At 67.5% G+C, this 21,760-nt stretch carries 20 protein-coding genes and 1 pseudogene; 6 read left to right on the top strand and 15 right to left on the bottom strand.

All coding sequences use genetic code 11. The features are described from left to right. Nucleotides 1–27 precede the first annotated feature (27 nt). Both AB0E63_RS37120 and AB0E63_RS37115 read left to right on the top strand, forming a co-directional pair. Nucleotides 28–3,342: a hypothetical protein gene (locus AB0E63_RS37120; protein ID WP_360376679.1), complete on the top strand. Its 3,315-nt coding sequence runs from the start codon at nucleotides 28–30 to the stop codon at nucleotides 3,340–3,342. Nucleotides 3,343–3,392: 50 nt separating this feature from the next. Beyond that, nucleotides 3,393–4,167, top strand: a pseudogene (locus AB0E63_RS37115) (transposase). A 186-nt stretch (nucleotides 4,168–4,353) separates the two neighbouring features. On the opposite strand, the gene AB0E63_RS37110 reads toward AB0E63_RS37115, so the two are convergent. From AB0E63_RS37110 to AB0E63_RS37050, 13 genes are all read right to left on the bottom strand, one after another. Further along, the gene (locus AB0E63_RS37110) at nucleotides 4,354–4,983 is read right to left on the bottom strand and encodes a glyoxalase superfamily protein (RefSeq protein ID WP_360376676.1); all 630 of its coding nucleotides are present in this window, start codon (nucleotides 4,981–4,983) and stop codon (nucleotides 4,354–4,356) included. A gap of 493 nt (nucleotides 4,984–5,476) precedes the next feature. After that, on the bottom strand, nucleotides 5,477–6,460 hold the full coding sequence (gene ligD / locus AB0E63_RS37105) for a non-homologous end-joining DNA ligase (RefSeq protein WP_360376673.1): 984 nt from the start codon (nucleotides 6,458–6,460) through the stop codon (nucleotides 5,477–5,479). Between the two features lie 24 nt (nucleotides 6,461–6,484). After that, nucleotides 6,485–7,744 (bottom strand): hypothetical protein, encoded by a 1,260-nt coding sequence (locus AB0E63_RS37100; protein ID WP_360376670.1) that lies wholly within the window; start codon nucleotides 7,742–7,744, stop codon nucleotides 6,485–6,487. A gap of 144 nt (nucleotides 7,745–7,888) precedes the next feature. Next, on the bottom strand, nucleotides 7,889–8,737 hold the full coding sequence (locus tag AB0E63_RS37095) for an acetylxylan esterase (RefSeq protein ID WP_360376668.1): 849 nt from the start codon (nucleotides 8,735–8,737) through the stop codon (nucleotides 7,889–7,891). A 3-nt stretch (nucleotides 8,738–8,740) separates the two neighbouring features. Beyond that, on the bottom strand, nucleotides 8,741–9,667 hold the full coding sequence (locus AB0E63_RS37090; protein WP_360376665.1) for an acetylxylan esterase: 927 nt from the start codon (nucleotides 9,665–9,667) through the stop codon (nucleotides 8,741–8,743). A 26-nt stretch (nucleotides 9,668–9,693) separates the two neighbouring features. Next, complete coding sequence (locus AB0E63_RS37085; protein ID WP_360376662.1) at nucleotides 9,694–9,924, bottom strand: TOBE domain-containing protein; 231 nt, start codon at nucleotides 9,922–9,924, stop codon at nucleotides 9,694–9,696. Continuing rightward, nucleotides 9,897–11,222 (bottom strand): hypothetical protein, encoded by a 1,326-nt coding sequence (locus tag AB0E63_RS37080; protein WP_360376659.1) that lies wholly within the window; start codon nucleotides 11,220–11,222, stop codon nucleotides 9,897–9,899. Before AB0E63_RS37080 ends, AB0E63_RS37085 begins: the two co-directional genes overlap by 28 nt. Nucleotides 11,223–11,456: 234 nt before the next feature. Beyond that, nucleotides 11,457–12,005 carry an SRPBCC domain-containing protein gene (locus AB0E63_RS37075; RefSeq protein ID WP_360376657.1) on the bottom strand — a complete coding sequence of 183 codons (549 nt, stop codon included), beginning with the start codon at nucleotides 12,003–12,005 and terminating at the stop codon, nucleotides 11,457–11,459. Further along, nucleotides 12,002–12,322 (bottom strand): metalloregulator ArsR/SmtB family transcription factor, encoded by a 321-nt coding sequence (locus AB0E63_RS37070; protein WP_360376654.1) that lies wholly within the window; start codon nucleotides 12,320–12,322, stop codon nucleotides 12,002–12,004. Before AB0E63_RS37070 ends, AB0E63_RS37075 begins: the two co-directional genes overlap by 4 nt. 183 nt (nucleotides 12,323–12,505) lie before the next feature. Beyond that, nucleotides 12,506–13,657 (bottom strand): tRNA dihydrouridine synthase DusB, encoded by a 1,152-nt coding sequence (dusB, locus tag AB0E63_RS37065; RefSeq protein WP_360376652.1) that lies wholly within the window; start codon nucleotides 13,655–13,657, stop codon nucleotides 12,506–12,508. Nucleotide 13,658: 1 nt separating this feature from the next. Continuing rightward, complete coding sequence (locus tag AB0E63_RS37060; RefSeq protein WP_360376650.1) at nucleotides 13,659–14,336, bottom strand: hypothetical protein; 678 nt, start codon at nucleotides 14,334–14,336, stop codon at nucleotides 13,659–13,661. Between the two features lie 2 nt (nucleotides 14,337–14,338). Further along, a complete protein-coding gene (locus AB0E63_RS37055; RefSeq protein WP_360376648.1) occupies nucleotides 14,339–15,724 on the bottom strand; it encodes a glycine--tRNA ligase in 1,386 nt (461 codons plus the stop codon). A gap of 78 nt (nucleotides 15,725–15,802) precedes the next feature. Beyond that, entirely contained in the window at nucleotides 15,803–16,093 is a 291-nt protein-coding gene (locus AB0E63_RS37050; RefSeq protein ID WP_360376645.1) for an antibiotic biosynthesis monooxygenase family protein, read from the bottom strand. Between the two features lie 32 nt (nucleotides 16,094–16,125). On the opposite strand from AB0E63_RS37050, the gene AB0E63_RS37045 reads away from it, so the two are divergent. Further along, complete coding sequence (locus AB0E63_RS37045; protein WP_360376643.1) at nucleotides 16,126–16,434, top strand: DUF6703 family protein; 309 nt, start codon at nucleotides 16,126–16,128, stop codon at nucleotides 16,432–16,434. Here the strand turns inward: AB0E63_RS37045 and AB0E63_RS37040 are convergent, their stop codons facing one another. Then, the gene (locus AB0E63_RS37040) at nucleotides 16,435–16,977 is read right to left on the bottom strand and encodes a TetR/AcrR family transcriptional regulator (protein ID WP_360376640.1); all 543 of its coding nucleotides are present in this window, start codon (nucleotides 16,975–16,977) and stop codon (nucleotides 16,435–16,437) included. Between the two features lie 98 nt (nucleotides 16,978–17,075). Between AB0E63_RS37040 and AB0E63_RS37035 the strand changes: the two genes are divergently transcribed. After that, nucleotides 17,076–18,305, top strand: coding sequence for an FAD-dependent monooxygenase (locus AB0E63_RS37035; protein WP_360376637.1), 1,230 nt, complete (start codon nucleotides 17,076–17,078; stop codon nucleotides 18,303–18,305). A gap of 213 nt (nucleotides 18,306–18,518) precedes the next feature. Here the strand turns inward: AB0E63_RS37035 and AB0E63_RS37030 are convergent, their stop codons facing one another. Next, the gene (locus tag AB0E63_RS37030) at nucleotides 18,519–19,814 is read right to left on the bottom strand and encodes a YibE/F family protein (protein ID WP_360376635.1); all 1,296 of its coding nucleotides are present in this window, start codon (nucleotides 19,812–19,814) and stop codon (nucleotides 18,519–18,521) included. Between the two features lie 52 nt (nucleotides 19,815–19,866). On the opposite strand from AB0E63_RS37030, the gene AB0E63_RS37025 reads away from it, so the two are divergent. After that, on the top strand, nucleotides 19,867–20,817 hold the full coding sequence (locus tag AB0E63_RS37025; protein ID WP_360376632.1) for a metal ABC transporter substrate-binding protein: 951 nt from the start codon (nucleotides 19,867–19,869) through the stop codon (nucleotides 20,815–20,817). 115 nt (nucleotides 20,818–20,932) lie between these two features. Continuing rightward, nucleotides 20,933–21,691 carry a metal ABC transporter ATP-binding protein gene (locus AB0E63_RS37020; protein ID WP_360376630.1) on the top strand — a complete coding sequence of 253 codons (759 nt, stop codon included), beginning with the start codon at nucleotides 20,933–20,935 and terminating at the stop codon, nucleotides 21,689–21,691. Nucleotides 21,692–21,760 lie beyond the last annotated feature (69 nt).

Below are 21,760 nucleotides of genomic sequence, written 5' to 3'. Positions count from 1 at the left end.
GACACCAGGAGTCGGCAGGATTGGCCCATGCGTGCGAGTGAGCTACTGCGGTCGATCGACGGTCTCTCGTACGGGCAACGGGCGCGGCTGCTCGGTGGCCGGGCGCAACAACTGACCGGGCTTCTCGACGAGTTGGGCCGGGGCGATGCGTTCGAGCGGACACTCGGTCTCCAGATCGCCGAGGCCGCGCGCGAGACGTCGTACGTCACCAGGATGCTGCGCGACCCCGAGCCGGCGGTCCAGAGCCGAGCGCTGGCCGCCGTGTCCCGAGGTGTACCCGTGTCCGACGACGACCTCCGGATCCTGTACGACGACGCACCCGCGGCACTGCGGACCAAACTCGTCTCCCTGGTACGGCGGACGCGGCGCGAGCACCTCGCCACCCGCCTCATCGACGAGCACCGGGCCCGCTGGGGCGACGAGGCCGCCGCCGGCCTGCTCGAAGCCACCGACCGGACGACCGTCGAGCGCCTGCTGCCCGAGCTGGCGTATTGCATGACGCCTGGGAGCTGGCGGCGGCTCGCCATTCGGTATACCGAAGTGGTGCTCGCGTACGCGACGCGGACGCTCCCGACTGGCGAGGACCGCGACGAGTGGTGGCGCGGTGTCGGCCACGGTGTCACGGCCGCGCTCGACGTTGCCCCGGACACCGTTCTCGCGCTCATCGAGCAGGCGATCCCGCCGCATGATCTCCCGGTCGCGGTGCTCGGCATCCTCGGCCGGCTGACCGATCGCGACCCGGCTCGGGTGCTGGCGCTGGTCCTCGCACCCGACCGGCAGGTCGTGGTCGGGAAGGCGTTGACGCCGGCATTCCGTCGTCGCCTGCACCGGTATACCAACGACGAACTGACTGCGCTCGGTCGCGTCCTCTGGCCGGATCTCACTGAGCTCCTGCGCGAGCTGGCGCCGTCTCGACGTACGACGATCTTCGAGGCCGTCACCAGCTCGGTCGACCTCGGCCAAGCCGTGCTGTCCGACGAACTGCTCGACGTCCTCCCGCGGGCGATGCGGCACGAGCAGGCCCGGCGGATGCTCGACCTCCCGGCCGTCGCCGAGGACACGCTCTACCGCTGGCGGGTGCTGGCTCACCTTCCGTACAACGAGGCCTTCGCGGCACTCGAGTCTGAGGTACGACGACCGGACGCGGACTACCGGGCCGGTGTCTACCGCGCGGTGATTCGCGCGGCGGGGCGGTCACGGCGGAGCGACCAGCTGGCGAGTGCCCTGACCTGGGCGGCGGAGCGCGTTCGCAACGACCGCGACGGCGTCCGGGTGGCGGTGCTCGATGCGTTGTCCGCCGTACCTCGGTCGCTGCTCGGCGACGACCATGTCGATCAGCTGCAGGCTCTGCTCACCGACGCCCTGGAGGCGCGGGACACCTCGTGGGCGACCCGGCGGGCGCTCGCCACGCTGGCCGAGCATGCCGTCGTACAAGGTGCCCTGGGCAACCGATCCGCGTTGCTGGACTGGGGTTTACGGGCGCATGCGCGGTTGTCCGAGAACCGTGGCTCGCTCAGCCTGTACGGGCTGATCGACGGTCTCCCCCGAGGCCGTGAGACCGAGGTGTACGACGTACTCCGGCCGTCCATCGAGGCTGCGGCCAAGCGCAACGAGTTCGGGCTGGCTTTCGCCGTGGCCGCCGCGTTCGGTCGCCGGGGCTGGTCTCTGACCCATCTGCACGAGGTGCTCGAGCAGGCTGTCTGGTCGGAGCAGCAGGAGAACACCGTTCAGCAAGCCTGCAGGTACTGGCTGGATCCGCCGCGGACGCGTCACGACCGGACTGCGCAGATCATCGACCGCGATGTCCGGATGGCTCGCTGGCATCCGGTCTGGTGGGTGGTCACCGAGATCCACACCGACCTTCTCGACCCGGTGTTCGCCGCTGCGGACCAGATCCGCCGCTTCGACCGGAACAGCCCGGCCTGGGACGTTCCGGACTACGCCGTACGGGTCTGGCTCCCTCGCCAGCAGACGCGGTACGCCGAGCTTCTCGTCGGTGCTGCCCGTGACGAACGGATGCCCGAGTGGTACCGGGCTTCGGCCGTCAAGGCGCTGGGACACATACCTGGGGCTGTTCTGCAGCAGTTCCTCGATAGTGACGATGTCCTGCTTCAGGAGGCGGCGCTCGCCGCGCTGGCGTGGACCGATCGGCCGGATTTCGCTCTGCCGTTGCTGCTCGCGCACGCCGGTGACGATCGCGCGAGAGTCGCGATGTACGCCGCCTCCCGCGCGGCACGGTATGTTCGGCCGAGTCTGCTGCCTCGCCTGCTGCAGCCGCTGCTGACCGGGGACGGCGCCAAAGTGACCTCCCGGAAGGAGGCCGTCCGGCTACTCGGAGAGCTGCGCGCGCCGGGCGCCGGCGCCATCCTGACCGAGGCGTGGCCGACCGCGCATCGGGATGTGCGGGCAGCGATCGCCAGCACGGTGTCGCAGTACCTGCTCTACGACGCGGCCGCGTGGGCGGTGCTGGAGCAGGCTGTCCACGACTCGGCGGCGACGGCCGTCGTACTGACCGAGCGACGGGCGTACGCCGTACCGACCGCCTACCGATCGCGGTATGCGGACCTGTTGATCGCGGTCACGACCCGGAGCGAGCCGGAAGTCGTCGGGCCGGCCCTGCTCGCGCTGCAGCAGTGGGCCCGCTACAACCGCGCCGCGGCCCGCGTCTGCGCCGACTTCATCACCGATCTGACGAACCGAAGCGCCATCTGGTCCGACGCCGTCACCGCACTCGTCGGCATCGTGGCCACCAACCCGCCCGACGGCTTGGACGACCTGATCGACGTGGTCCGATCGCTGGTCCGCCTCGAGGCCGACCCGCACCTACCGAACGCCACCGCAGACCGCGACCACCCCGCCCGCCAACGCCTGACCCTCCTGGTACGCCGCCTGTCGACCCAACTGACCGGCCGATCGGAACAGACCCGCCAAGTCCTCAAGCCGATCGCTTCCGAGCTGACCGGCCCAGACTTCCTCCAGCTCCGCCTGGAACTCCTGATCACCGCTCTGCAGGCCTCGCGCCTGGCAGCCGAACTGACCGAGTTGCGTCAGATCGTCGACAATCGCCCGCTCGCCGCCCTGGCCGCCGCCGAGTTGGTCCGCAACCGCCTCGCAGCAACCGAGCCGGCCTGGACCCCGCCAACCCTCCTGGCCATCGCCACCCCACTGACCCAAGCCACCGACCTACCCTCCGGCCTCCTGGCCCACGCCCTCATCGCAGCCGCAGCCCCCCGCGCCGGCTGGCCCCCCGAATGGCGCCACCAACTACATGCCCTACGCAACCACCCACACCCGGACATCCGCCAACGCGCCCTCGACCTAACCACTGCCGTCGAGAGCTAATGTCGCGTGTCGTTAGTTCCTGAACGGTTGGGTTCTCGAGATCACGGGGTATGGCGAATCGTGCTGCTCCTGCGGTGGTGTTGGGCGATGATGATCAGGAGTTGCTTGAGGGCTGGTTGCGGTCGCGGTCGGTGAAGGCGGGTCTGGTATCTGGCTCGTGGTGTGGCCGGTCTGGAAGATCGTGACCGTTCCGGACGGCCCCGTGAGGTGGATCATGGGGCGGTGGTGACCGCGACGCTGACGCCGCCGCCGAAGAAGCTCGGGGTCACACAGTGGTCGTCGCGGTTGCTGGCCGGTGAGCTCAAGATCAGTCACAAGAGCGTGGCCCGGGCGTGGAAGGCGTACGGGATCAAGCCGTGGAAGGCCGAGGCCCTGGAGATCGCCACTGGCCAGGTGGCCGCGGCGCTGAAGCCCAAGCACCGCCACCAGGAGTTCCTCGCCTTCCTGCGCCAGATCGAGCGGACCTACCGCGACGCCATCGATCCGCAGACCCGGGAGCCGGTCGAGTTGCACCTGGTCATGGACAACTGCGCCGCCCACAAGCACAAGAACGTCCGCCAATGGCTGGCGAAGAACCCGAGGTTCAAGGTCCACTTCACCCCGACCCACGCCTCCTGGATGAACCTCGTAGAGGTCTGGTTCGGCCTGGTCGAACGCCAAGCAGTGCGACGCAGGGTGTTCAAATCGGTCCAAGACCTCAACTGCAAGCTCCGCGCCTACATCGAGGGCTGGAACAAGCGCGCCCACCCATTCATCTGGACCAAAACCGCCGCACAGATCCTCAACAAGGCGAACCGTCCAACAGCGTCAAATCCGCGCCACTAGAGCTCGTCGTCAACCAGAGCGATCGTGATGGCGAAGAGTGCCATGCACAAGGTGGCCGTCGTACGCACGACCACCAGAATAGGTCGCCGGAGCAACGGGTTGGAACCGTACGGCGGCGCAAACCGGCGGAGTTCGCCGTACTGACCACAATTGACCGCAACCGGTCACGCTTCGCCGCGTCGAGCCTCAGCCGACGAACGCGATCGCGTTGCCGTCCGGGTCGCGCACGATGAAGTCGGTGCCGCCCCACGCTTGTTTGGTCAGCTTCTGCACGATCTCGGCGTCAGCGGCCAGATATTCCGTGTAAAGTTCGCGGACGTTCGGCGTATCGACGAACGCCATGATGAGCCCCTCTCGTTCCGCGGCACCGCCCGCGAACACCGGCTCGTGTACGAACTTCAGGTGCAGGGTCGCGCCGTCGCGCGACACCGATCCGTAGAACGGCGGGTTGCCGTGCAAGAAGTCGATCCGGAAGCCGAGCTGGTCCCGATAGAACGTGGCCGAGGCATCGACGTCGGCGACGTACAGCACCGGTTTGGCGCGCGCGACTGCCGTGTCCTGAGTCTCCGGCTGCTCGCCGGTGGGCGGGGCCGCTTCCGTGCTCGCCTTGAGTTCGGCCCAGCTGGCGCAGCCCGCTTCGAGGGCGATGATCTCTTGGGCTTCGGTGAGGGGAAACTTCAGCGCGAGTGCTTCGCGGTCGGACAACGTGCGATAGCGCGCGAGCTGTCGGATGCGACCGCCGATCGAGAAGTTCCCTTCGCGGTGCCAGCGAACGAGCAGTTTCGCCTGCTTCTTGTAGGTTTCGAGCTTGGGCATGGCGCTCCCTCTTCGGTCTTGAAGTAGGTGGGCCTTGCCCTTTCGGCTTGCTGTGCCGCTGCGCCCTACGACCGGGTTCGAACCCGCGCCTGCGACGTTGAGATTACCACAGCGAATTGGCCCCCCGGCCGCGTGAGCGCCGTCCTTTCTCCGGTTCCGCGGACCGTGGCGCGCTGTCGGTGGCGGGACGTACGGTGTCGACCATGAACGATCGGAGGCCGCGCGGGAACCGACCTTGCCGTGGAGTTGCGGCGCTACTTGCAGGCGTCGAGAGATCGGTTGGTGTCCGTGCTGGACGGGCTCGACGAGCGTGACGTACGCCGGCCGGCACCAACCTGCTGGGGCTGGTCAAGCACCTGATCGGCATCGAGCTCGGCTATCTCGGTTCCCGATCACCATCACCCAACACCACCGCAGGAGCAGCACGACTCGCCATACCCCGTGATCTCAAGAACCCAACCGTTCAGGAACTAACGACACGCGACACTAGGACCTATTCCTCTGGCTTGGGGTGTTCGGCGGCTTCGCGGGCTCGTTTGCGGCGTTTGCCTTCATGCATGGCTATTACGCGGGCGATGGGGATGCCTCGGCCTTCCTCAAGGAGGTCTTCGGGGAGGGTTTGGGGTGCTGGGAGTTGGTCGGCCCAGCGGTCAGCGTCGCCGAGTTGGTCGACTGCTGTGCGGACGGTGAAGTCGCGCGGCGTGACGCGGTCCAGGTCGTCCCACCCGACCGGGAACGACACCGGCGTACCAGGCCTGACGCGCGGACTGTACGCGGCAACGACCGTCGCGCCACCGGAGCGCGTCGAGTCGACGAAGACCTTCCCGTGCCGGTCCTCCTTGATGTACGCCGTGGTCGCCACGTCCGGGTCGATCCGCTCAGCTCGGGCCGCGATCGCACGGGTCGCGGCCGCGGCGTCCTCGGTCGACACCGAATCGGCGATCGGAACGATGACGTGCACACCCTTCGCGCCGCTGGTCTTGACCGCACCCGTCAGCCCGGCGTCGGTCAGCGCCTGCCGGACCAGGAACGCCGCCTGCACCGCCTTCGAGAACGTCTCGTCACCTTCAGGCGGGTCGAGGTCCAGCACGAGATGCGTGACGTGGTCCCAACGGTCGGCGCGCACCAGCGTCGGGTGGTACTCGACCGCCCGCTGATTGGCGAACCACAGCAGCGTCCGCCGGTCGTCGCACAACGCGTACGACACCTCCCGCTTGGACGCCTCCGCCCACACCGGCACTGTCTTCACCCAGTCAGGCGTGTACTTGGGCACGTTCTTCTGCATGAACGCCGGCTGGCCCGGCCGAATCCGGATCACCGACAACGGCCGGTTCCGCAACTCAGGCAGGATCCGCTCGTGCACCGCGTCCAGGTAGTCGACCAGATCCCGCTTGGTCGCGTCCGCCCCGTCGAACAGCGGCTGGTCCAGGTTGGTCAGGTCAACCCCGTCACGCGTTTCATCCGGCTTGCTCGCCATCCCCAGAGCTTAGGCCGTACAGGTTCACGAGACACGGCTCAGCAACCTGACCAGGGCATCGAGAACCACTGTGTCCTCTCCCGGCTCCAGCGTCTGCGGGTTGAGCGCGATCGAGTCGTCGGGTACGCGGAACGTGCCGACCGCGATCCGCGGATCCCCATCCCACAACGCCTGTACGAGCGCATCCCGTGTCCATTTGCAGGTTGTCGACAATCGGACGATGGCGCGCCCGTGCGGTTGGCCCGCCTCACTCGGATACCCGCGCGCGACCACCACGCCCGGCAACCCACTGAGGCCGACAATCCACCTGTCGACAATCTGCTCGTAGCCCGCGATGACGGCCTCCTCGTCCTGCTCGAGCGTCCACTCGACCGCGGCGAGCAACGCGAGCAGTTCTTCCTTGCCGACCTTCATCCCGCGCCCGATCTCCTGATTCGGCGACGCATGGGCCCGGCACCTGTCGACAATCCACTGCTTCCCCAGCACCAACCCACTGGCCTGCGGTCCACGCAGCCCCTTCCCGCCACTGAAGATCACCGCATCCGCCCCGACGTCACGAGTGAACCGCCACAGCGAAGACGTAGGAGGAATCTGAGCAGCCGCATCAACAATCACCGGCACAGCCGCCGACCCAACGAGGGTCGGACTGTTGCGGGTCGGACTGTTGGGGGCCGAGCTATTGGGGGCCGGGCTGCCGGGGCTAGGGTTATTGGGGGCTGGGCTGCTGGAGGTCGCGCCGTTGGCGGTCGGACTGTTGGAGGTCGAGCTGCTGGAGGTCGAGGTGTTGGGGGCGGGTGGGTCGAGTTCGCGGGCGGCTCGGACGACGTCTTCGATCGGCAGCGCGCCGGTGGCCAGGTGGGCTCCGGCGAACCACAGTACGCACGCGGGACGTCGTACCAGCGCCTCCTGCAGCTCGGCGATCGACGGACCGATCTCGACGATGCGCGCACCCGTGATGCGGGCGGAGTAGTCGTACCCGTTGCGTTGGCCGGCGAACATGACCACCTCGGCGTCGGCCGGGAACGCCTGCGCCGGCTCGCCGATACACGACGCGACGGTGAGGGTGATCGCCGCCGCAGCCCCCGAGGTCACGCAGGCCGCCTCGTTGTGGGTGAGCTCGGCCAAGCGTTCGCCGACACGGTCGTGCAGTTCGGGCAGGTCGACGAAGTGCGCGGCCGCGTCAGCCATCGCCTTCAGCGCCGGCGGCGGCATCAACGACCCACCGAGCACCGTCAAAGTGGCGGATGCGTTGATGACGGAACGCACCCCGAACGGATTGGTCATGCCGGACACCTCCGGGCTGCAGTGATCATGCCGAAAGCCTCCGGGGTGAGGTGGTCATGCCGAAAGCCTCCCGGGCTGGTGTGGTCCCGCCGAAAGCCTCCCGGGCTGGTGTGGTCCCGCCGAAAGCCTCCCCGGCTGGGGTGGTCATGTGGTGATGAACCTCGAGAGGGGTGGGACGCCGGAGAGTTCGGACAGCCAGGCGTCGAGGAAGTCGTTGTCGGTGCCGTCGAGGTGGGTCAGCTGATAGACGTCCGCGGCCGGCAGGGCCTCGATCAGCGACGCACACCAATCGGGATCCTCGACGGCGACCAACGACCGGCCGGTGACCGCGGGCGCGTGCCGGGCGGGATCGAAGTACGCAATCGTATTGTCAACAATCTCCGGGGAGGAGCCCGCGCGCAGGTAGTCGTTGAGCTCCTCGAGCGGGTAGTGACTGGACCTCAGCCGCGCCTCCATCGCCCGGTAGAACAGCAACTCCGTCACCCGGACCGCACTGAACCCGGGCCGCCGCGCCGCCGTCAGCACCGCCAGGTCGTCCCCACTCACGGCCACTCGCGCGGGATCCACCTCCGACAGGCTCATCAAGAACTCGGCCGCCCGCAAGCAGTCCGCCGCGATCCCGCGATAGATGTACGACGCCGGGTCATCGATGCCCATTGTCAACAATCCCGGATACGCCGCCGAGAACCCCTCGTCGGCCAGGCGCTGACCACGGTGCATCAGGCCGAGTACGACGTACCGGCTGCGGTCGTTCGGATGGGGGACGTGGTTGACGCTCCCGTAGCGCGGCGTCTGCAGCAGCGCGGGGAACGGGCCGTCACCGGTGGGGATGCTGAGATGCCCGAACACCCGGTACGGCCCGGTGCTGGTGAGCCGGACGGTGTAGCTCGTCGCCTCGGCCGTGACCCGTTGCGGCACCAGGTCGACCACGGGCCGACCAGGAATCGCGGCCAGCTCCTCGTCGACGACCGCCCAGTAGTCAGCGAAGTTCATCGGTCACCGTCCCGGCTTGAGGTGTTCGGCAAGGAAGTCCTCCACGATCCGCATCACTCCGGGCAGTCCGGCGTGATGTGCGCAGTTCGGGTACGTGTGCAATGTCTTCTCACACGTCAGCACCCGATGCAGCGCGAACCCGGTCTCCGGTGGACACACGTCGTCCTCGAGCCCGAGATACAGCAGCGTCGGCGCCTGCACCTTCGGCGCGAAGTTGAGCCCGTCGTAGTACGCGACCGACTCCCGAACCCGGTCGGCGTCCTTCGGGTGCAGCCGCAGGTACTCGTTGATCTCCTCGTACGGATACGACCGGGTGAGCGTCGGCGCCGTCATGATCCCGCACAGGTACGGCGCTCCCGCCGCAACGCAACGAATCACGTCAGGCAGCAGTGCGGCCGTACTGATCCCGAGCCCACCGCCCTGACTCGATCCCTGTAGTCCGATCCGCAGATTGTCGACTTCCGGACGATCGAGCAACACCTCGACCGCGCGCACCACGTCGAGGTAGAACCCGCGATACCCGTAGGTGTTGTGGTCGACGATGTTGTGAATCAGCAGACCGGGGTAGCCCGGGTTGAACACGGTGTTCGATCGGAGCTTGCCCCGGGGCGCCACCGCGAGTGCGGCGTACCCGAGCTCGGACCACTCCTTCGGGATGGTCGGCTCGGAGATGTACCCGGGGATCGTGACCAGTGCCGGGTACGGCGCGGATCCCTCGCGCGGAATGGTATACCAGCCGGCGATCCGCAGACCGCCGTAACTCGTGTAGCGCAGATCGTAGACAATCACTTCGTCCGTGGATAGCGACGGCATCTCGGTCAGTACAGGATCCAGCGGGTACGACGCACAGTCCGCCAAGCCGGCCGCCCAGAAGTCGTCGAAGTCATCCGGCAACTCGACCTCGACGGTCGCGTTCTCAAGGTCTCTCAAGAGCATTCCTCTCGATGGGGGTTGCTTCACGCAAGCTGTGGTGCTCGCAGGGCAGTGCCGTCGGCGGCAGCGAACAAGTGCAGGCGATCCGGGTTGAAGCCGACGTACACCGTGCTGTCGTGCCCCAACGAGAACGGCGTGGGGATGCGGGCCTTCAGCAGCTCGCCGTCGATGCGGACCGTGACGAGGACATCCGGACCGAGCGGCTCGGACACGAGGCCGGCGTACTTCAGGATCTGGCGGCGGTTGAGCTCCATGATTGTCCCTTCAACGCTTGGGCGACGCGTAGTCGGTACAGACGGGTAGGGCGTCCCTTCGGATGGTGCTGTGCGGTGCCCTCGACGCTCACCAGGCCGCCCGCGTCGAGAGTGCGGATCAGTCGGCGCCCGCTCTGATCCGTGATGCCGAGATGGCCGGCGAGCTCTCCAGGCGAGAGCGCGCGGCCTTCCAGTTCGTGGTCCAGCGCCGCTAGCCGTGACACAGTCACGGCGCTGAGACCGACGTACTTCGCGAGCTGTTCGACGTCCTCGCCGTGCTCGCGGTAGGAGTAGCGCAGCGCCTCACCGGCCGGTCCCATCGGGCCGATGATCACACCGCTGTCCTCGAACAGATACGCACAAGGCTCGCTCGAGAGCTCGGCCCGGGCAGCCGCCTGCTCGGCGAGCAGGACGCAACTGCGGGCGGACACGCCGACGCCGAAGCCGGCCGAGACCTGTACGCCGAGCGCCGCGGCTGCCTCGGCCAGAGCTGGTACGGCGACCCAGTTGCGGGTGATGCGCTCGAACAAAGCCTTGTGAGCGAAGACGACAACGCCACGCCGGCCACGGTTCTCGATCCAGGCGCCGGCGAACTCGGGGGTGTTGAGCAACAGATTCATCAGGCCGATCCGGGCCCGCTCCTCGTCCGCGGACTGCGAGCTGAGGAAGACCCCGGCCGCGAACCGTTGGGCGCTCGCCTGCTCCGACTCGATCCGCAGCGCGAGCTCGTGCAACTCGGTCCGGATGGTCGCCGGCACCGGCATACCGCTCATGATCGGGATCTGGCCGTCGAGCAGTTCACGTACGGCGGCGCGCACGCTGATCACGTAGCTGCGGTCGCCGAACCGGTGATACGCGGAACGGTGGAACTCGACGATGTCCTCGACCGACTGGGTCGGTGCATAGGGCAAGCAATCGATCTGGTCCTGGTCGAGCTCGAGTGCGGTCGCGACCGCCTCGACCGCCTCGGCCGGAAAGGTGTCGATGCTGATCGGCGTACGACCCCAGCCACGCTCCTGGGCGCGGTAGAGCGCGAGGGTCAGGTCGAGCGCCGACGATCGAATCACGCCAACCGGCAGGCCGGGCGGGAGCAGTTCACGGCTGGCCGTATACGGGACCGGACCGGCCAGGAACCCGTCGAGCCGGGTGGTCCCGAGGAACTCGGCGACCTTGTCGCGGACCTCGTCCTCGTGGTCGTAGCTGACCCACTCCAGATCGACGCCCCGGAGCGTACTCGCGGCATCGTGAAACAACTCCTGGTGCGTCACATGCGTGACAACCCCGATCACGATGGCCACGGCACCCCTTTACGAACCAGGTTCGGAAATGACTCGTAAATCCATTGCGAACCAAGGTGGCCGAGATCCGATGGCCAGGTCAAGGGATCGGCAGGAAGAAACGTCGCGGAAACACACGGCGACCCAAGCTGTCCCCGCAGCCGCAGCCCCGCGAGGGGATATCCCATCGCGGGCAGACCAGGCGCGGACGAAGCCCACCGGCGGGCGGTTCGGGGCCGGTCGCGGTTCCTCGGTTCAGCGGATGGTGGAGGCCAGCTGTTGGTAGGTGGTGACGAGTTCGGACCAGCGGGACTCGGTGTTGGTGGATTCCTGGTGGGTGAGGTAGGCGGCGAGGTTCTCGGCGTGGATCTGCCAGCCGGCGCCGTAGTACTCGATCTTGTCGAGGGGCAGGCCGCGGATCTCGATGGTCAGGACGGTGTGCGGGCCGGCGGCGGTGAGCGTGGCTTCGATGGTTTGCTCGAAGGGTTGCGGGCCGTTGCCTCGTTGGGCGGACTCGTCCGATTCCCTGGTGGTGACCTCGAGTCGCCGCGGTGGTTCGCAGGTGTCGACGCGCCCGATGCTCTCCAGGTCGGCGGACTCGAGGTACACGGTGAAGGCCCCACCAGGACGCAGGTCACCTTCGACCTTGCCGTACCACCGGGCCAGTCGCTCGGGGTCGGTGATCGACGACCACAGATCGTCGATGTCGGTGTCGTACCGGTCCTGGACGCGTACGACACCTGTACCGTCGGCCACTCCCAGGTGACCCAGGACGCGACCGCCCTGACCTGCATTGCTCGTCATCTGTTACTCCCTCGCTTGCCCCTGGCGATCTCGGTGTGGAGGGCGTCCAGCCGCTGCTCCCAGAGACTGCGATAACGCCCCAGCCATTCGTCGAGCTCGGCGAACGGCTCGGACCGCAAGCTGTACACCCGCCGCTGCGCCTCCTGCCGACTCTCCACCAGCCCCGCCTCCCGCAGCACCCGCAGATGCCGCGAAACCCCGGGCCGCGCAATCGGCAACAGCGCCGCCAACTCCCCCGCCGTGGCCGGCCCCGAAGCCAAGGCCTCTACCAAGGTCCGTCGCCCGTCATCAGCCAACGCCCGCAAAACAGCTTCCACCCTTCGAGGGTAACCACTGGTGTACGTAACCGTCAAGGTACATAAGCCGCAAAGGGTGGCCTCGTCCGCATGGCGGGGACCTTGAACAGGTCATAACTTGTTCACGGCCCCGCCAAGGCATAGAAGCCCCCGACTTCCGGACCCTGCGGAGCCGAAAGAACTGCCGCCACCGAAGGCGGGGGCTCAGCCGCCGGAGACGCCGATTTCTGCGTCGGCCAGGTCGGCGGTCAGGCCGTCGGTGTCGTCCAGCCAGCCTTGCGGGAGGACGATGTGGTCTCGGGGACTGCCCTGTCGGCCTCGGGGAGCGCCGAGTTCGGCGACAGGGAAGGGGACGCTGGGGTCTAGCTGGGCGAGCAGATCGTCCAACTGGGCAAGGGATTCGACCATGCCGAGGGCGGCGCGGAGTTCGCCGCCGGCAGGGAAACCCTTCAAGTACCAGGGGACGTGTTTGCGGAAGTCGCGGAGGCCGCGCGGCTCCCCCATCAGATCCGCCAGCAACTCCCCGTGGCGGCGCATGACGGTGGCTACCTCGCCGAGCGTCGGGAGGTTGAGGGTCTCGCCGCCGGCGAAGGCGGCGGCCAGGTCGCGGAAGAGCCACGGGCGGCCGAGGCAGCCGCGGCCGACGATGACGCCGGCGCAACCTGTCTCGGCGACCATCCGGAGCGCGTCGCCGGCCTCCCAGATGTCGCCGTTGCCGAGCACCGGGATGTCCACATGCTCCACGAGGGCAGCGATCGCGGACCAGTCCGCCTGACCCGAGTACGCCTGCGCCGCCGTACGCCCATGAAGCCCGATCGCCGCGGCTCCGGAGTCCGACGCGATCCGCCCGGCGTCGAGATACGTCTGGTGATCCTGGTCGATCCCGATCCGCGTCTTCATCGTGACGGGTACGCCGTACGGCGTCGCCGAGTGCACCGCCGACCGCAGGATCGCGCCGAGCAGGTTGCGCTTCCACGGGAGGGCCGCGCCACCGCCCTTGCGCGTCACCTTCGGCACCGGGCACCCGAAGTTCAGATCGATATGCGCGACGCCGTACTCGTCGCAGAGAATCTGCACCGCACGCCCGATATACATGGGATCCACGCCGTACAACTGCACCGAGCGGACCGTCTCACGCGAGTCGAACGTCAGCATGTCGAGCGACTTCTGGTCACCCTCGACGATCCCGCGCGACGTGATCATCTCGCACACGTACAGCCCGGCGCCCTGCTCGGCGCACAGCCGCCGGTACGCCGCGTTCGTGATGCCGGCCATCGGCGCCAGCACCACGGGTGTGTCGATCGTGAGGTTGCCCAACTTCAGCGTGCGACCGGGGTGGTGGGGTGGGGGAAGCATCTCAACTAGCCTTTGCAACCAGGACCTGGCCGTTGCCCGAAACCTGTGCCTTGTAAGGCTGTACGGCGTTCGCCGTCGTCGTCACGTCGCAGGCGATACCAGCGTCGGAATGCTTGACCACGGCAACATCATCCATCGTGCAGGTGACCTTCGCCGCGTCCGTCACCGTCCGCAGGACCGCGTCGACCACCTTCGCCCGAACGATGGCTACCGATTCGGAGGTGAACTTGTACGACGCGCTGTACTGTTTCGCGTCGATCGTCAGCGTCCCGCTGTACGGCTTCCCAGCGTACGTGACCGTGCAGGTCAGCTCGTGCTTCCCGGGTGTCTCGGCGGTCTCGATGCCGGGGCACTTCACGGTCGTGGTGGCGGCCTTGCCGGCCGCGATCTGCGCCTGCTTGGCGATCGCGAACCGGATCCGGTCGGCCAGCGGCGCGTCGTTCTCCGGCGCGCCGGTCACCTTCGGAGTCGGCCACGGCTTCGACGGCGTCGGCAGTGGAGTCAAGGCGGGCGTCGACGCGGTCGGGATCGGCGCACTCGAAGATGACGACGACCCGGTCGAAGGCGTGGAACCAGCCTCGGGCTTGCTGTCCGAGCAAGCAGACAGCAGGAACACCGCGAGTGCGGACAGGCCGAAAACGGCCAGCCCGAAGCGCAACCGCTGCCCCGACAGCACCATCGTCAGCAACCCACCAGGTGCTGGGCGAGGTAGCCGGTGACCTCGGTCAGGGCGACCCGCTCCTGCTTCATCGAGTCACGCTCCCGGATCGTCACCGCCTGGTCGTCGAGGGTGTCGAAGTCGACGGTGATGCAGTACGGCGTACCGATCTCGTCCTGCCGGCGGTAGCGGCGGCCGATCGCGCCGGCGTCGTCGAAGTCGACGTTCCAGTTCTTCCGCAACTCGGTGGCCAGATCGCGAGCCTTCGGCGACAGGTCGGCGTTACGGGACAACGGCAGTACGGCGGCCTTGACCGGCGCGAGCCGTGGGTCGAAGCGCAGCACCGTCCGCTTGTCCACGCCGCCCTTGGCGTTCGGCGCCTCGTCCTCGGTGTAGGCGTCGAGCAGGAACGCGAGCACGTTGCGAGTCAGGCCGGCCGCCGGCTCGATCACGTACGGCGTCCAGCGCTCGCCCTTCTCCTGGTCGAAGTACGACAGGTCGGCGCCGGAGTGCTTGGAGTGCGTGGACAGGTCGAAGTCGGTCCGGTTCGCGATGCCCTCGAGTTCGTCGAACTCCTTGCCGCCGAAGTTGAACTTGTACTCGATGTCGACGGTGCGCTTCGAGTAGTGGCTCAGCTTCTCCTGCGGGTGCTCGTAGAAGCGCATGTTGTCCGGGTTCAGACCGAGGCCCGTGTACCAGTCCCAGCGAGTCTTCAGCCAGTACTCGTGCCACTCCTCGTCGCTGCCCGGCACGACGAAGAACTCCATCTCCATCTGCTCGAACTCGCGGGTCCGGAAGATGAAGTTGCCCGGGGTGATCTCGTTGCGGAAGCTCTTGCCGACCTGGGCGATGCCGAACGGCGGCTTCTTCCGGGCGGTGCCCATCACGTTCGCGAAGTTGATGAAGATGCCCTGTGCGGTCTCCGGGCGCAGATAGTGCAGGCCCTCCTCGGACTCGACCGGGCCGAGGTAGGTCTTCAGCAGGCCGTTGAACATCCGCGGCTCGGTGAAGGTGTTCTTGTTCCCGCAGTTCGGGCAGGCGATCTCGGCGAGTTTGACCTCGTCGGCGTCCTTGTTCTTCCGGCGGGCGTAGTCCTCGCGCAGGTGGTCGTCGCGGAACCGCTTGTGGCACGACTGGCACTCGGTCAGCGGGTCGACGAACTCGGACAGGTGGCCGGAGGCCTCCCAGACCTTGGTCGGCAGGATCACCGACGAGTCCAGGCCGACGATGTCGTCACGACTCGTCACCATCGCCCGCCACCACTGGTTCCGGATGTTGTTCTTCAGCTCGACGCCGAGCGGCCCGTAGTCCCAGGCCGACTTGGTACCGCCGTAGATCTCGCCGCACGGGTAGACGAAGCCTCTCCGCTTACTGAGGCTGACGACGGCATCGACGGTTTCGACGGGCACTTTTAGACTCCAGAACAGGCAGTTGCAATACGGAAGGGTCCAGGCTATCGGTCCAGGGCGCTCGCCGTCGCATCCGTGCTATGGAAGCATCGCGGCGAGGTCTTCGTAGGCGGTCGGCTCGTCGATCGCCTGGGACAGCAGCGGCACGGCGGTCAGCTTCACGTCGTACGGCGACAACGCCCGACGGTAACTGCCGACGTTCTCCCACTCCAGGTTCAGCGCCAGCAACTCCGGGTCATCGACATTCCGCCCGACCTGCGCCGCCACGAACCCTTTCTGCTGCGCCAGGACGTCGACCGCGGCCTGCGCCCGTACGGCGAACTCCGCCTGCTCGGCCTCTGCCACCCGGAACCTGATCACCACGAACACGAGCCCACCCTAAGACCTGGAACAATGGGGTAATGAGCTCCCCCAGCAGTCAGCCGGTGAGTCCGCTCCGGCAGCGGATCACGAAGTTCAGCTACCCGTATGTGGCGCGGCTGCACGGCATGCCGAAGCTCACCCTGCCCGGGATCACCCTGGTGCTCGCGCTGGCCGGCGTGTTCGCGCCCCTACCCGTCGCCATCCCCGCCCTGATCCTGCTGGCGTTGCTGCTGGCCTGGCTCGGCTTCCTGTCCTGGCCGGTCGTCACGACCGGACCCCGGCTGCTCCGGATCTTCTCGATCCTCGTCATCCTGTTGTTCGCGGTGTCCCGTATCGCAAACGGTTGATCACGAACGACCCAGGCTGTCGTACGCCGCGTCGACGGCGGCCGTCCGCAGCTCGGTGACCGGGACGTGGTCGATCATCACCGCACAGTCGGACAGGCCACCGATGGCCACCATGGCCCGGACCTGGTCGGACAGAGATGGGGATGTGCCGATCAGGAGCTCTGTCAGTTGCTGGCGCCACTCGATGAAGCGGATCGCGAGCTTGAGCTCCTGCAGCACGGACAGGTCGCGGATCGCGAGCTGGATCAGAATCCGGTGCTTGTAGGCGAGATCGAAGTACGACCCGAGGAGCTCACGGGTCTCGACGGGCGCGGCTTCCTGCTGCTCGGCGGCGTACGCCTCGAAGTCCTCGATCATCGGCTGGACCAGGCTGTTCAGCAGGTCCTCGCGCGAAGCAAAGTGGTAGTAGAGCGCCGGCTTGGTCACGCCGAGGCGGTCGGCGATGTCGCGCAGGCTCGTCTGCTGCAGACCTTGCTCGGTGAACAGCTCGAGCGCGACCTGCTGGATCCGCGCCCGGGTGTCTCCGGTCCGTTGTCTCGGCATACCCGGAAGATTAGCTGACCTTCCGGTAAGTAAGCCATTGACAACGCCGCGCCGGATTGCTTACCTTCCGTTAAGTAAGCGAATCGAAAGGGGTCGTCATGAAGGTCCTGATCTCAGGCGCGAGCGTGGCCGGTCCGGTGCTCGCCTACTGGCTGCACCGCTACGGTTTCGAGCCGACGATCGTCGAGCGCACGCCGGCGATGCGGCACGGTCTCGGCGGCCATGCCGTCGACCTGTTCGGCCCGGCCTCCGAGGTCGCGCGCCGGATGGGCCGCTGGGACGCGATCGAGGCGGCCCGGACCCGGATCGAGTCGATGACGATCGAGCGCTTCGGCAAGCGTCCGGTGCACATCGACCTGAGCCGCCTGTACGCCGGGATCGCCAGCGGCCACGTGGAGATCCTGCGTGGCGAGCTGACCAAGGTCCTGTACGACGCCACCCGCGACAGCACCGAGTACCTCTTCGGCGACTCGATCACGAGCCTGAACGACGACGGTGCCGGTGTGGACGTGTCGTTCGAGTCCGGCGAGGAACGCCGGTTCGATCTGGTGATCGGTGCCGACGGCATGCACTCGAACGTCCGCCGGCTCGTCTTCGGCCCCGAGGAGTCGATGCGCCGGCCACTCGGCGGCTACCTCGCGGTGTACTCGATGCCGGCCGTCCTCGGCCTCGGCGACCGGATGCTCGGTCACCTGAGCGTCGACCGGCTGTGCGGCGCGTACGGCGTACACCAAACCGGCCAGGAGCGAGCGACCTTCCTCTTCCGGACGCCGCACGAGTTGCGCTACGACTACCGCGACAAGGATGAGCAGAAAGCCCTGCTGCGCAAGGAGTTCCGCGACTACGGCTGGAAGGTGCCACAGCTCCTCGAGCACCTGGACTCGGCCGATGACTTCTACTTCGACTCGATCTCGCAGATCACGCTCGATACCTGGCAGCGCGGCCGGATCGCACTCGTCGGCGACGCCGGCTTCTGCCCGGCCCCGGCCGTGGGTGGCGGCACCAGCCTGGCGGTGGTGACGGCGTACATCTTGGCCGGTGAACTGGCCGCGGCTCGCAGCGATCCGCCGTCCGGCCTGCGGAACTACGAGAGGGCGATACGCCGACTGGTCGATCTGAGCCGGGGCATCGGACCGCGGGTGATGCGCTCGATCATCCCCACTGGTCCTGGCGCAGTGCGACTCATGCCGATCGCGGCCGCGGCCGTGCCGAAGCTGCCGATAGCGGTGCAGCGGTTCATCTGGTCGCAGAACGCCGCCGGCAAGGCGCTGACCTCAGTGCCACTCCCCGACTACTCCGACCTGACCAGAGCACCCCGGGCGGTCTAGCCGATCGGCTCTAGAGTCACCGCGGTCTAGTCGACGGGCTCCAGCCGCAGAGCGGTCAGGCGATCGCCAAGCCAGCGCGCTCTTTGGCGATTCGCTTGGCCAGCGCCTGCTCCCTCGCCCCGTGAGCCACAGAAGATCATTGCAAGCGCACTCTCTGTGATCTATTCAGCACTGTAGGAGCCGGACAGGCTGTGTGGAAGGGGTGATTTTCGGTTAGGCGTTGTGGATGTGTTCCGGTTCGGCGGTGACCAGGTTCCGCGAGCGGTCCGCGACGGCCATGGCGGCCAGGGCGGTAGTGAGCGGAACCGCCGCGATGATGCCGAGGCTGCCGACCAGGCCGCGGACGACTTCCATGGCGACCGTCTCGGTGGAGAGGACGATCCGGCCGGGAAGATCCTGGATCGCGAAGACGAGCAGGGTCGGCAACGCGGCGCCGGCGTAGGCGAGGACGAGCGTGTTGACCACCGAAGCGACGTGGGTACGGCCGATCCGCAGACCTGCGCCCATCAGCTCACGCCGAGTCGCGGCCGGGTTCGCCGCGGACAACTCCCAGACCGCCGCCGCTTGAGTGACGGTGACATCGTCGAGCACACCCAGCGCACCGATCACCATGCCGGCCACCAGCAAACCGGTCAGGTCGATGGTCGGCGCGAGTTGCTTGGCCGCCGAGGCGCCCTCGGAGGCCAAGCCACTCAGCTGACAGAACTTGGTGAAGAACCATCCGAGGACCACGGTCAGCCCCAGTGCCGCGATCGTTCCGGACAGCGCTATCGAACTCTCCGCATTGATTCCATGCGTCAGGAACAGCGCTATCGCCATGATCACCGTGCCGCCCACCACCGCGACCACCAGCGCGTTCTCGCCCGTGAGGATCGCCGGCAGGATGAACTGCGTCAGCATCACCGCGGTCACCGCGAGCGCGATCAGCGCCGCGAAACCACGCCAGCGCGACAGCGCCACGACCGCGATCGCGAAGATCAAGGCCAGCACCAACAACGGCTTGCTTCGGTCGTGATCGACGTACGAGTACCGGTTGGCGATAGTCGGCGAGTCCTGCACCCCAAGCATGATCGACTGACCGACCTTGACCGGGAGCGGCGTCGCGCCGGCCTGCGGGACCTGGATCGGCACCACCTTTCCCTTGTCCGGGCCGGTGGTGAGCCGGACCGTCGCCTCGTCGCACTTGTCCTTCGGATCCGGGCACGCCTTGAGCGCCGTGACCTCACCGCGGGCGGTCGCGGTCTGGTACGACGCGACCTTCAGATCACCGCCCGGCCACAGCACGATCATCGTGACCACAGCAGCCGTGATCAGCGGGATCAGGATCGCGGCGACCACTATCCGGACGCGACGGGCGACGATCGCATCCGAGTTCACGACCGAGGTGTCGACCACGTGGTCGCCGTGTCCGTGACCATGGCCGTGCCCGTGACCGCGCGGAATTTCCAGCCGGCGCCTGCGGTTGCTCCTGTGGTCGGCGCGGCGGTGCCCGGCAGAACGGCTGGCCATCGGTCAACTCCCTGTTTTGACAATCACTTCCAGTTAAATGAAAATGATTGTCATGAGATCTAGTGCTCGTGCTGTCGTCGCCGGCGCCACCGCCCTGGCCGCCCTCACCCTTGCTGGATGTAGCGGCTCGGCCGCCAGCGGCTCCGGTAGCGGCAAGCTCGACGTCGTGACTTCGTTCTACCCGCTCGAGTTCATCGCCCGCACAGTGGGGGGCGATGCCGTGAATGTCACCACCCTGACCGCCCCGGGCGTCGAACCGCACGACCTCGAACTCACTCCCAAGCAGGTCGGTACGGTCGCCAGCGCGAAGCTGGTCGTCTACGAGAAGGGCCTGCAGCCGGCCGTCGACGAGGCCGTCGACCAGAACGCCAAGGACGCCGGCTTCGACGTCGCGCCGGCGGCCAAGCTCGAGGCCACCGGCGCCGACTTCGAGGAGCACGAGGAGCCCGGCGGTGCGGCCCCGGCCGCGCACACCGAGGACGCGCTCGACCCGCACTTCTGGCTCGACCCGGTCCGGTACGCCGACGTCGTCAAGGCGGTCGAGGAGAAGCTGGCCGCCACCGACAGCGCGAACGCCGAGGGCTACCACACCCGGGCCAACGCTCTCCTGGCCCAGGTCGGCAAGCTCGACACCGACTACAAGACCGGTCTGGCCGACTGCAAGCTGAAGACCTTCGTGACGAGTCATCAGGCCTTCGCCTACCTCGCGAAGCGATACGGTCTGACGATGGTCGGCATCGCCGGGTTCACCCCGGACGCCGAGCCGACCCCGGCCCGGATCAAGGAGGTCCAGGACATCGTGAAGGCCCAGCACGTGACCACGATCTTCTACGAGGAGCTGGTCAGCCCGAAGGTCGCCGAGACGATCGCGCGGGACGTCGGCGTGCAGACCGCCGTACTGAGCCCGATCGAGGGGTTGTCCGACGCCAACTCTCACGAGACCTACCTGACCCTGATGCAGGAGAACCTCCAGGAGCTCCGGAAGGCGAACAGCTGCTCGTGACCGTGCTGATGCCGCGCCTCCGGCGCGGGGGGTCATGGGGCCCTGGTTCCCGGCCTTCCCTCGTCACTCCAGTCGCTTCGCTCCCTCCGCACCTCAGTCCAGGCCGGGAGGCCCCATGACCACTCGTGAGTCGGGCCCGAAGGCTGTCCAGGTCGCCGATCTCTCGGTCGACCTGGGCGGTCGTCTCGTGCTCCGGGGCGTCGACCTGCAGATCCGCCAGGGTGAGGTGGTCGCCGTCCTCGGCACCAACGGCTCCGGCAAGTCCACGCTGATCCGGACCATCGTCGGTCTGCTGCCGGCCGCGCGCGGGCAGGTCCGCCTCTTCGGTACGCCGGTCCCCCGCTTCCGCGAGTGGCGCCGGGTGGGCTACGTACCGCAACGCATCACGGCAGCCGGCGGCGTACCCGCGACCGTGTACGAGGTGGTCTCGTCCGGGCTGCTGTCGAAGCGGCGGATGTTCACCCCGCTGGGAGCGGCCGGGAAACAGGCGATCGAGCAGGCGCTCGAGATCGTCGACATGGCCGACCGGCGCAAGGACGGGGTGGCCGAGCTGTCCGGCGGGCAGCAGCAGCGGGTCCTGATCGCCCGTGCGCTGGTATCCGATCCGGAGCTGCTGATCCTCGACGAGCCGACCGCCGGCGTGGACCTGGCCAGCCAGCAGATTTTCGCCGACGCGATCCGCGAGCGGGTCGCCCGCGGCACCACCGTGGTGATGGTCAGCCACGACCTCGGCCCGATGGACGCGCTGATCGACCGCTCGGTCGTCCTCCGCCGCGGCCGCATCGTGTACGACGGCCCGCCCCACGCATCCCAGACCCACGCTCATGTCCACCACTCACACACGGGTGACGAACCGGGGTGGCTGACGTCATGACTGTGCTTTTGGCCGGGCCTTCGGCGCCGGCGTGGTCATGGGGCTTTGTCTCCCGGCCTTCCCTCGTCG

The sequence above is a fragment of the Kribbella sp. NPDC026596 genome (assembly GCF_040638415.1).
Lineage (GTDB): Bacteria > Actinomycetota > Actinomycetes > Propionibacteriales > Kribbellaceae > Kribbella.
Note: the sequence above shows the minus strand (reverse complement) of the source record. Positions and strands in the feature narration are given on the sequence as shown.

Excerpts from the sequence above, each read along its gene's own strand:
- AB0E63_RS37095 (WP_360376668.1), bottom strand. The coding sequence starts at position 8,737 with ATGAACTTCGCTGACTACTGGGCGGTCGTCGACGAGGAGCTGGCCGCG.
- AB0E63_RS37110 (WP_360376676.1), bottom strand. The coding sequence starts at position 4,983 with ATGCCCAAGCTCGAAACCTACAAGAAGCAGGCGAAACTGCTCGTTCGC.
- dusB (WP_360376652.1), bottom strand. The coding sequence starts at position 13,657 with ATGCTTCCCCCACCCCACCACCCCGGTCGCACGCTGAAGTTGGGCAAC.
- AB0E63_RS37045 (WP_360376643.1), top strand. The coding sequence starts at position 16,126 with ATGAGCTCCCCCAGCAGTCAGCCGGTGAGTCCGCTCCGGCAGCGGATC.
- AB0E63_RS37085 (WP_360376662.1), bottom strand. The coding sequence starts at position 9,924 with ATGGAGCTCAACCGCCGCCAGATCCTGAAGTACGCCGGCCTCGTGTCC.
- AB0E63_RS37100 (WP_360376670.1), bottom strand. The coding sequence starts at position 7,744 with ATGACCAATCCGTTCGGGGTGCGTTCCGTCATCAACGCATCCGCCACT.
- AB0E63_RS37035 (WP_360376637.1), top strand. The coding sequence starts at position 17,076 with ATGAAGGTCCTGATCTCAGGCGCGAGCGTGGCCGGTCCGGTGCTCGCC.
- AB0E63_RS37020 (WP_360376630.1), top strand. The coding sequence starts at position 20,933 with ATGACCACTCGTGAGTCGGGCCCGAAGGCTGTCCAGGTCGCCGATCTC.
- AB0E63_RS37030 (WP_360376635.1), bottom strand. The coding sequence starts at position 19,814 with ATGGCCAGCCGTTCTGCCGGGCACCGCCGCGCCGACCACAGGAGCAAC.
- AB0E63_RS37040 (WP_360376640.1), bottom strand. The coding sequence starts at position 16,977 with ATGCCGAGACAACGGACCGGAGACACCCGGGCGCGGATCCAGCAGGTC.
- AB0E63_RS37060 (WP_360376650.1), bottom strand. The coding sequence starts at position 14,336 with ATGGTGCTGTCGGGGCAGCGGTTGCGCTTCGGGCTGGCCGTTTTCGGC.
- ligD (WP_360376673.1), bottom strand. The coding sequence starts at position 6,460 with ATGGCGAGCAAGCCGGATGAAACGCGTGACGGGGTTGACCTGACCAAC.
- AB0E63_RS37120 (WP_360376679.1), top strand. The coding sequence starts at position 28 with ATGCGTGCGAGTGAGCTACTGCGGTCGATCGACGGTCTCTCGTACGGG.
- AB0E63_RS37075 (WP_360376657.1), bottom strand. The coding sequence starts at position 12,005 with ATGACGAGCAATGCAGGTCAGGGCGGTCGCGTCCTGGGTCACCTGGGA.
- AB0E63_RS37025 (WP_360376632.1), top strand. The coding sequence starts at position 19,867 with ATGAGATCTAGTGCTCGTGCTGTCGTCGCCGGCGCCACCGCCCTGGCC.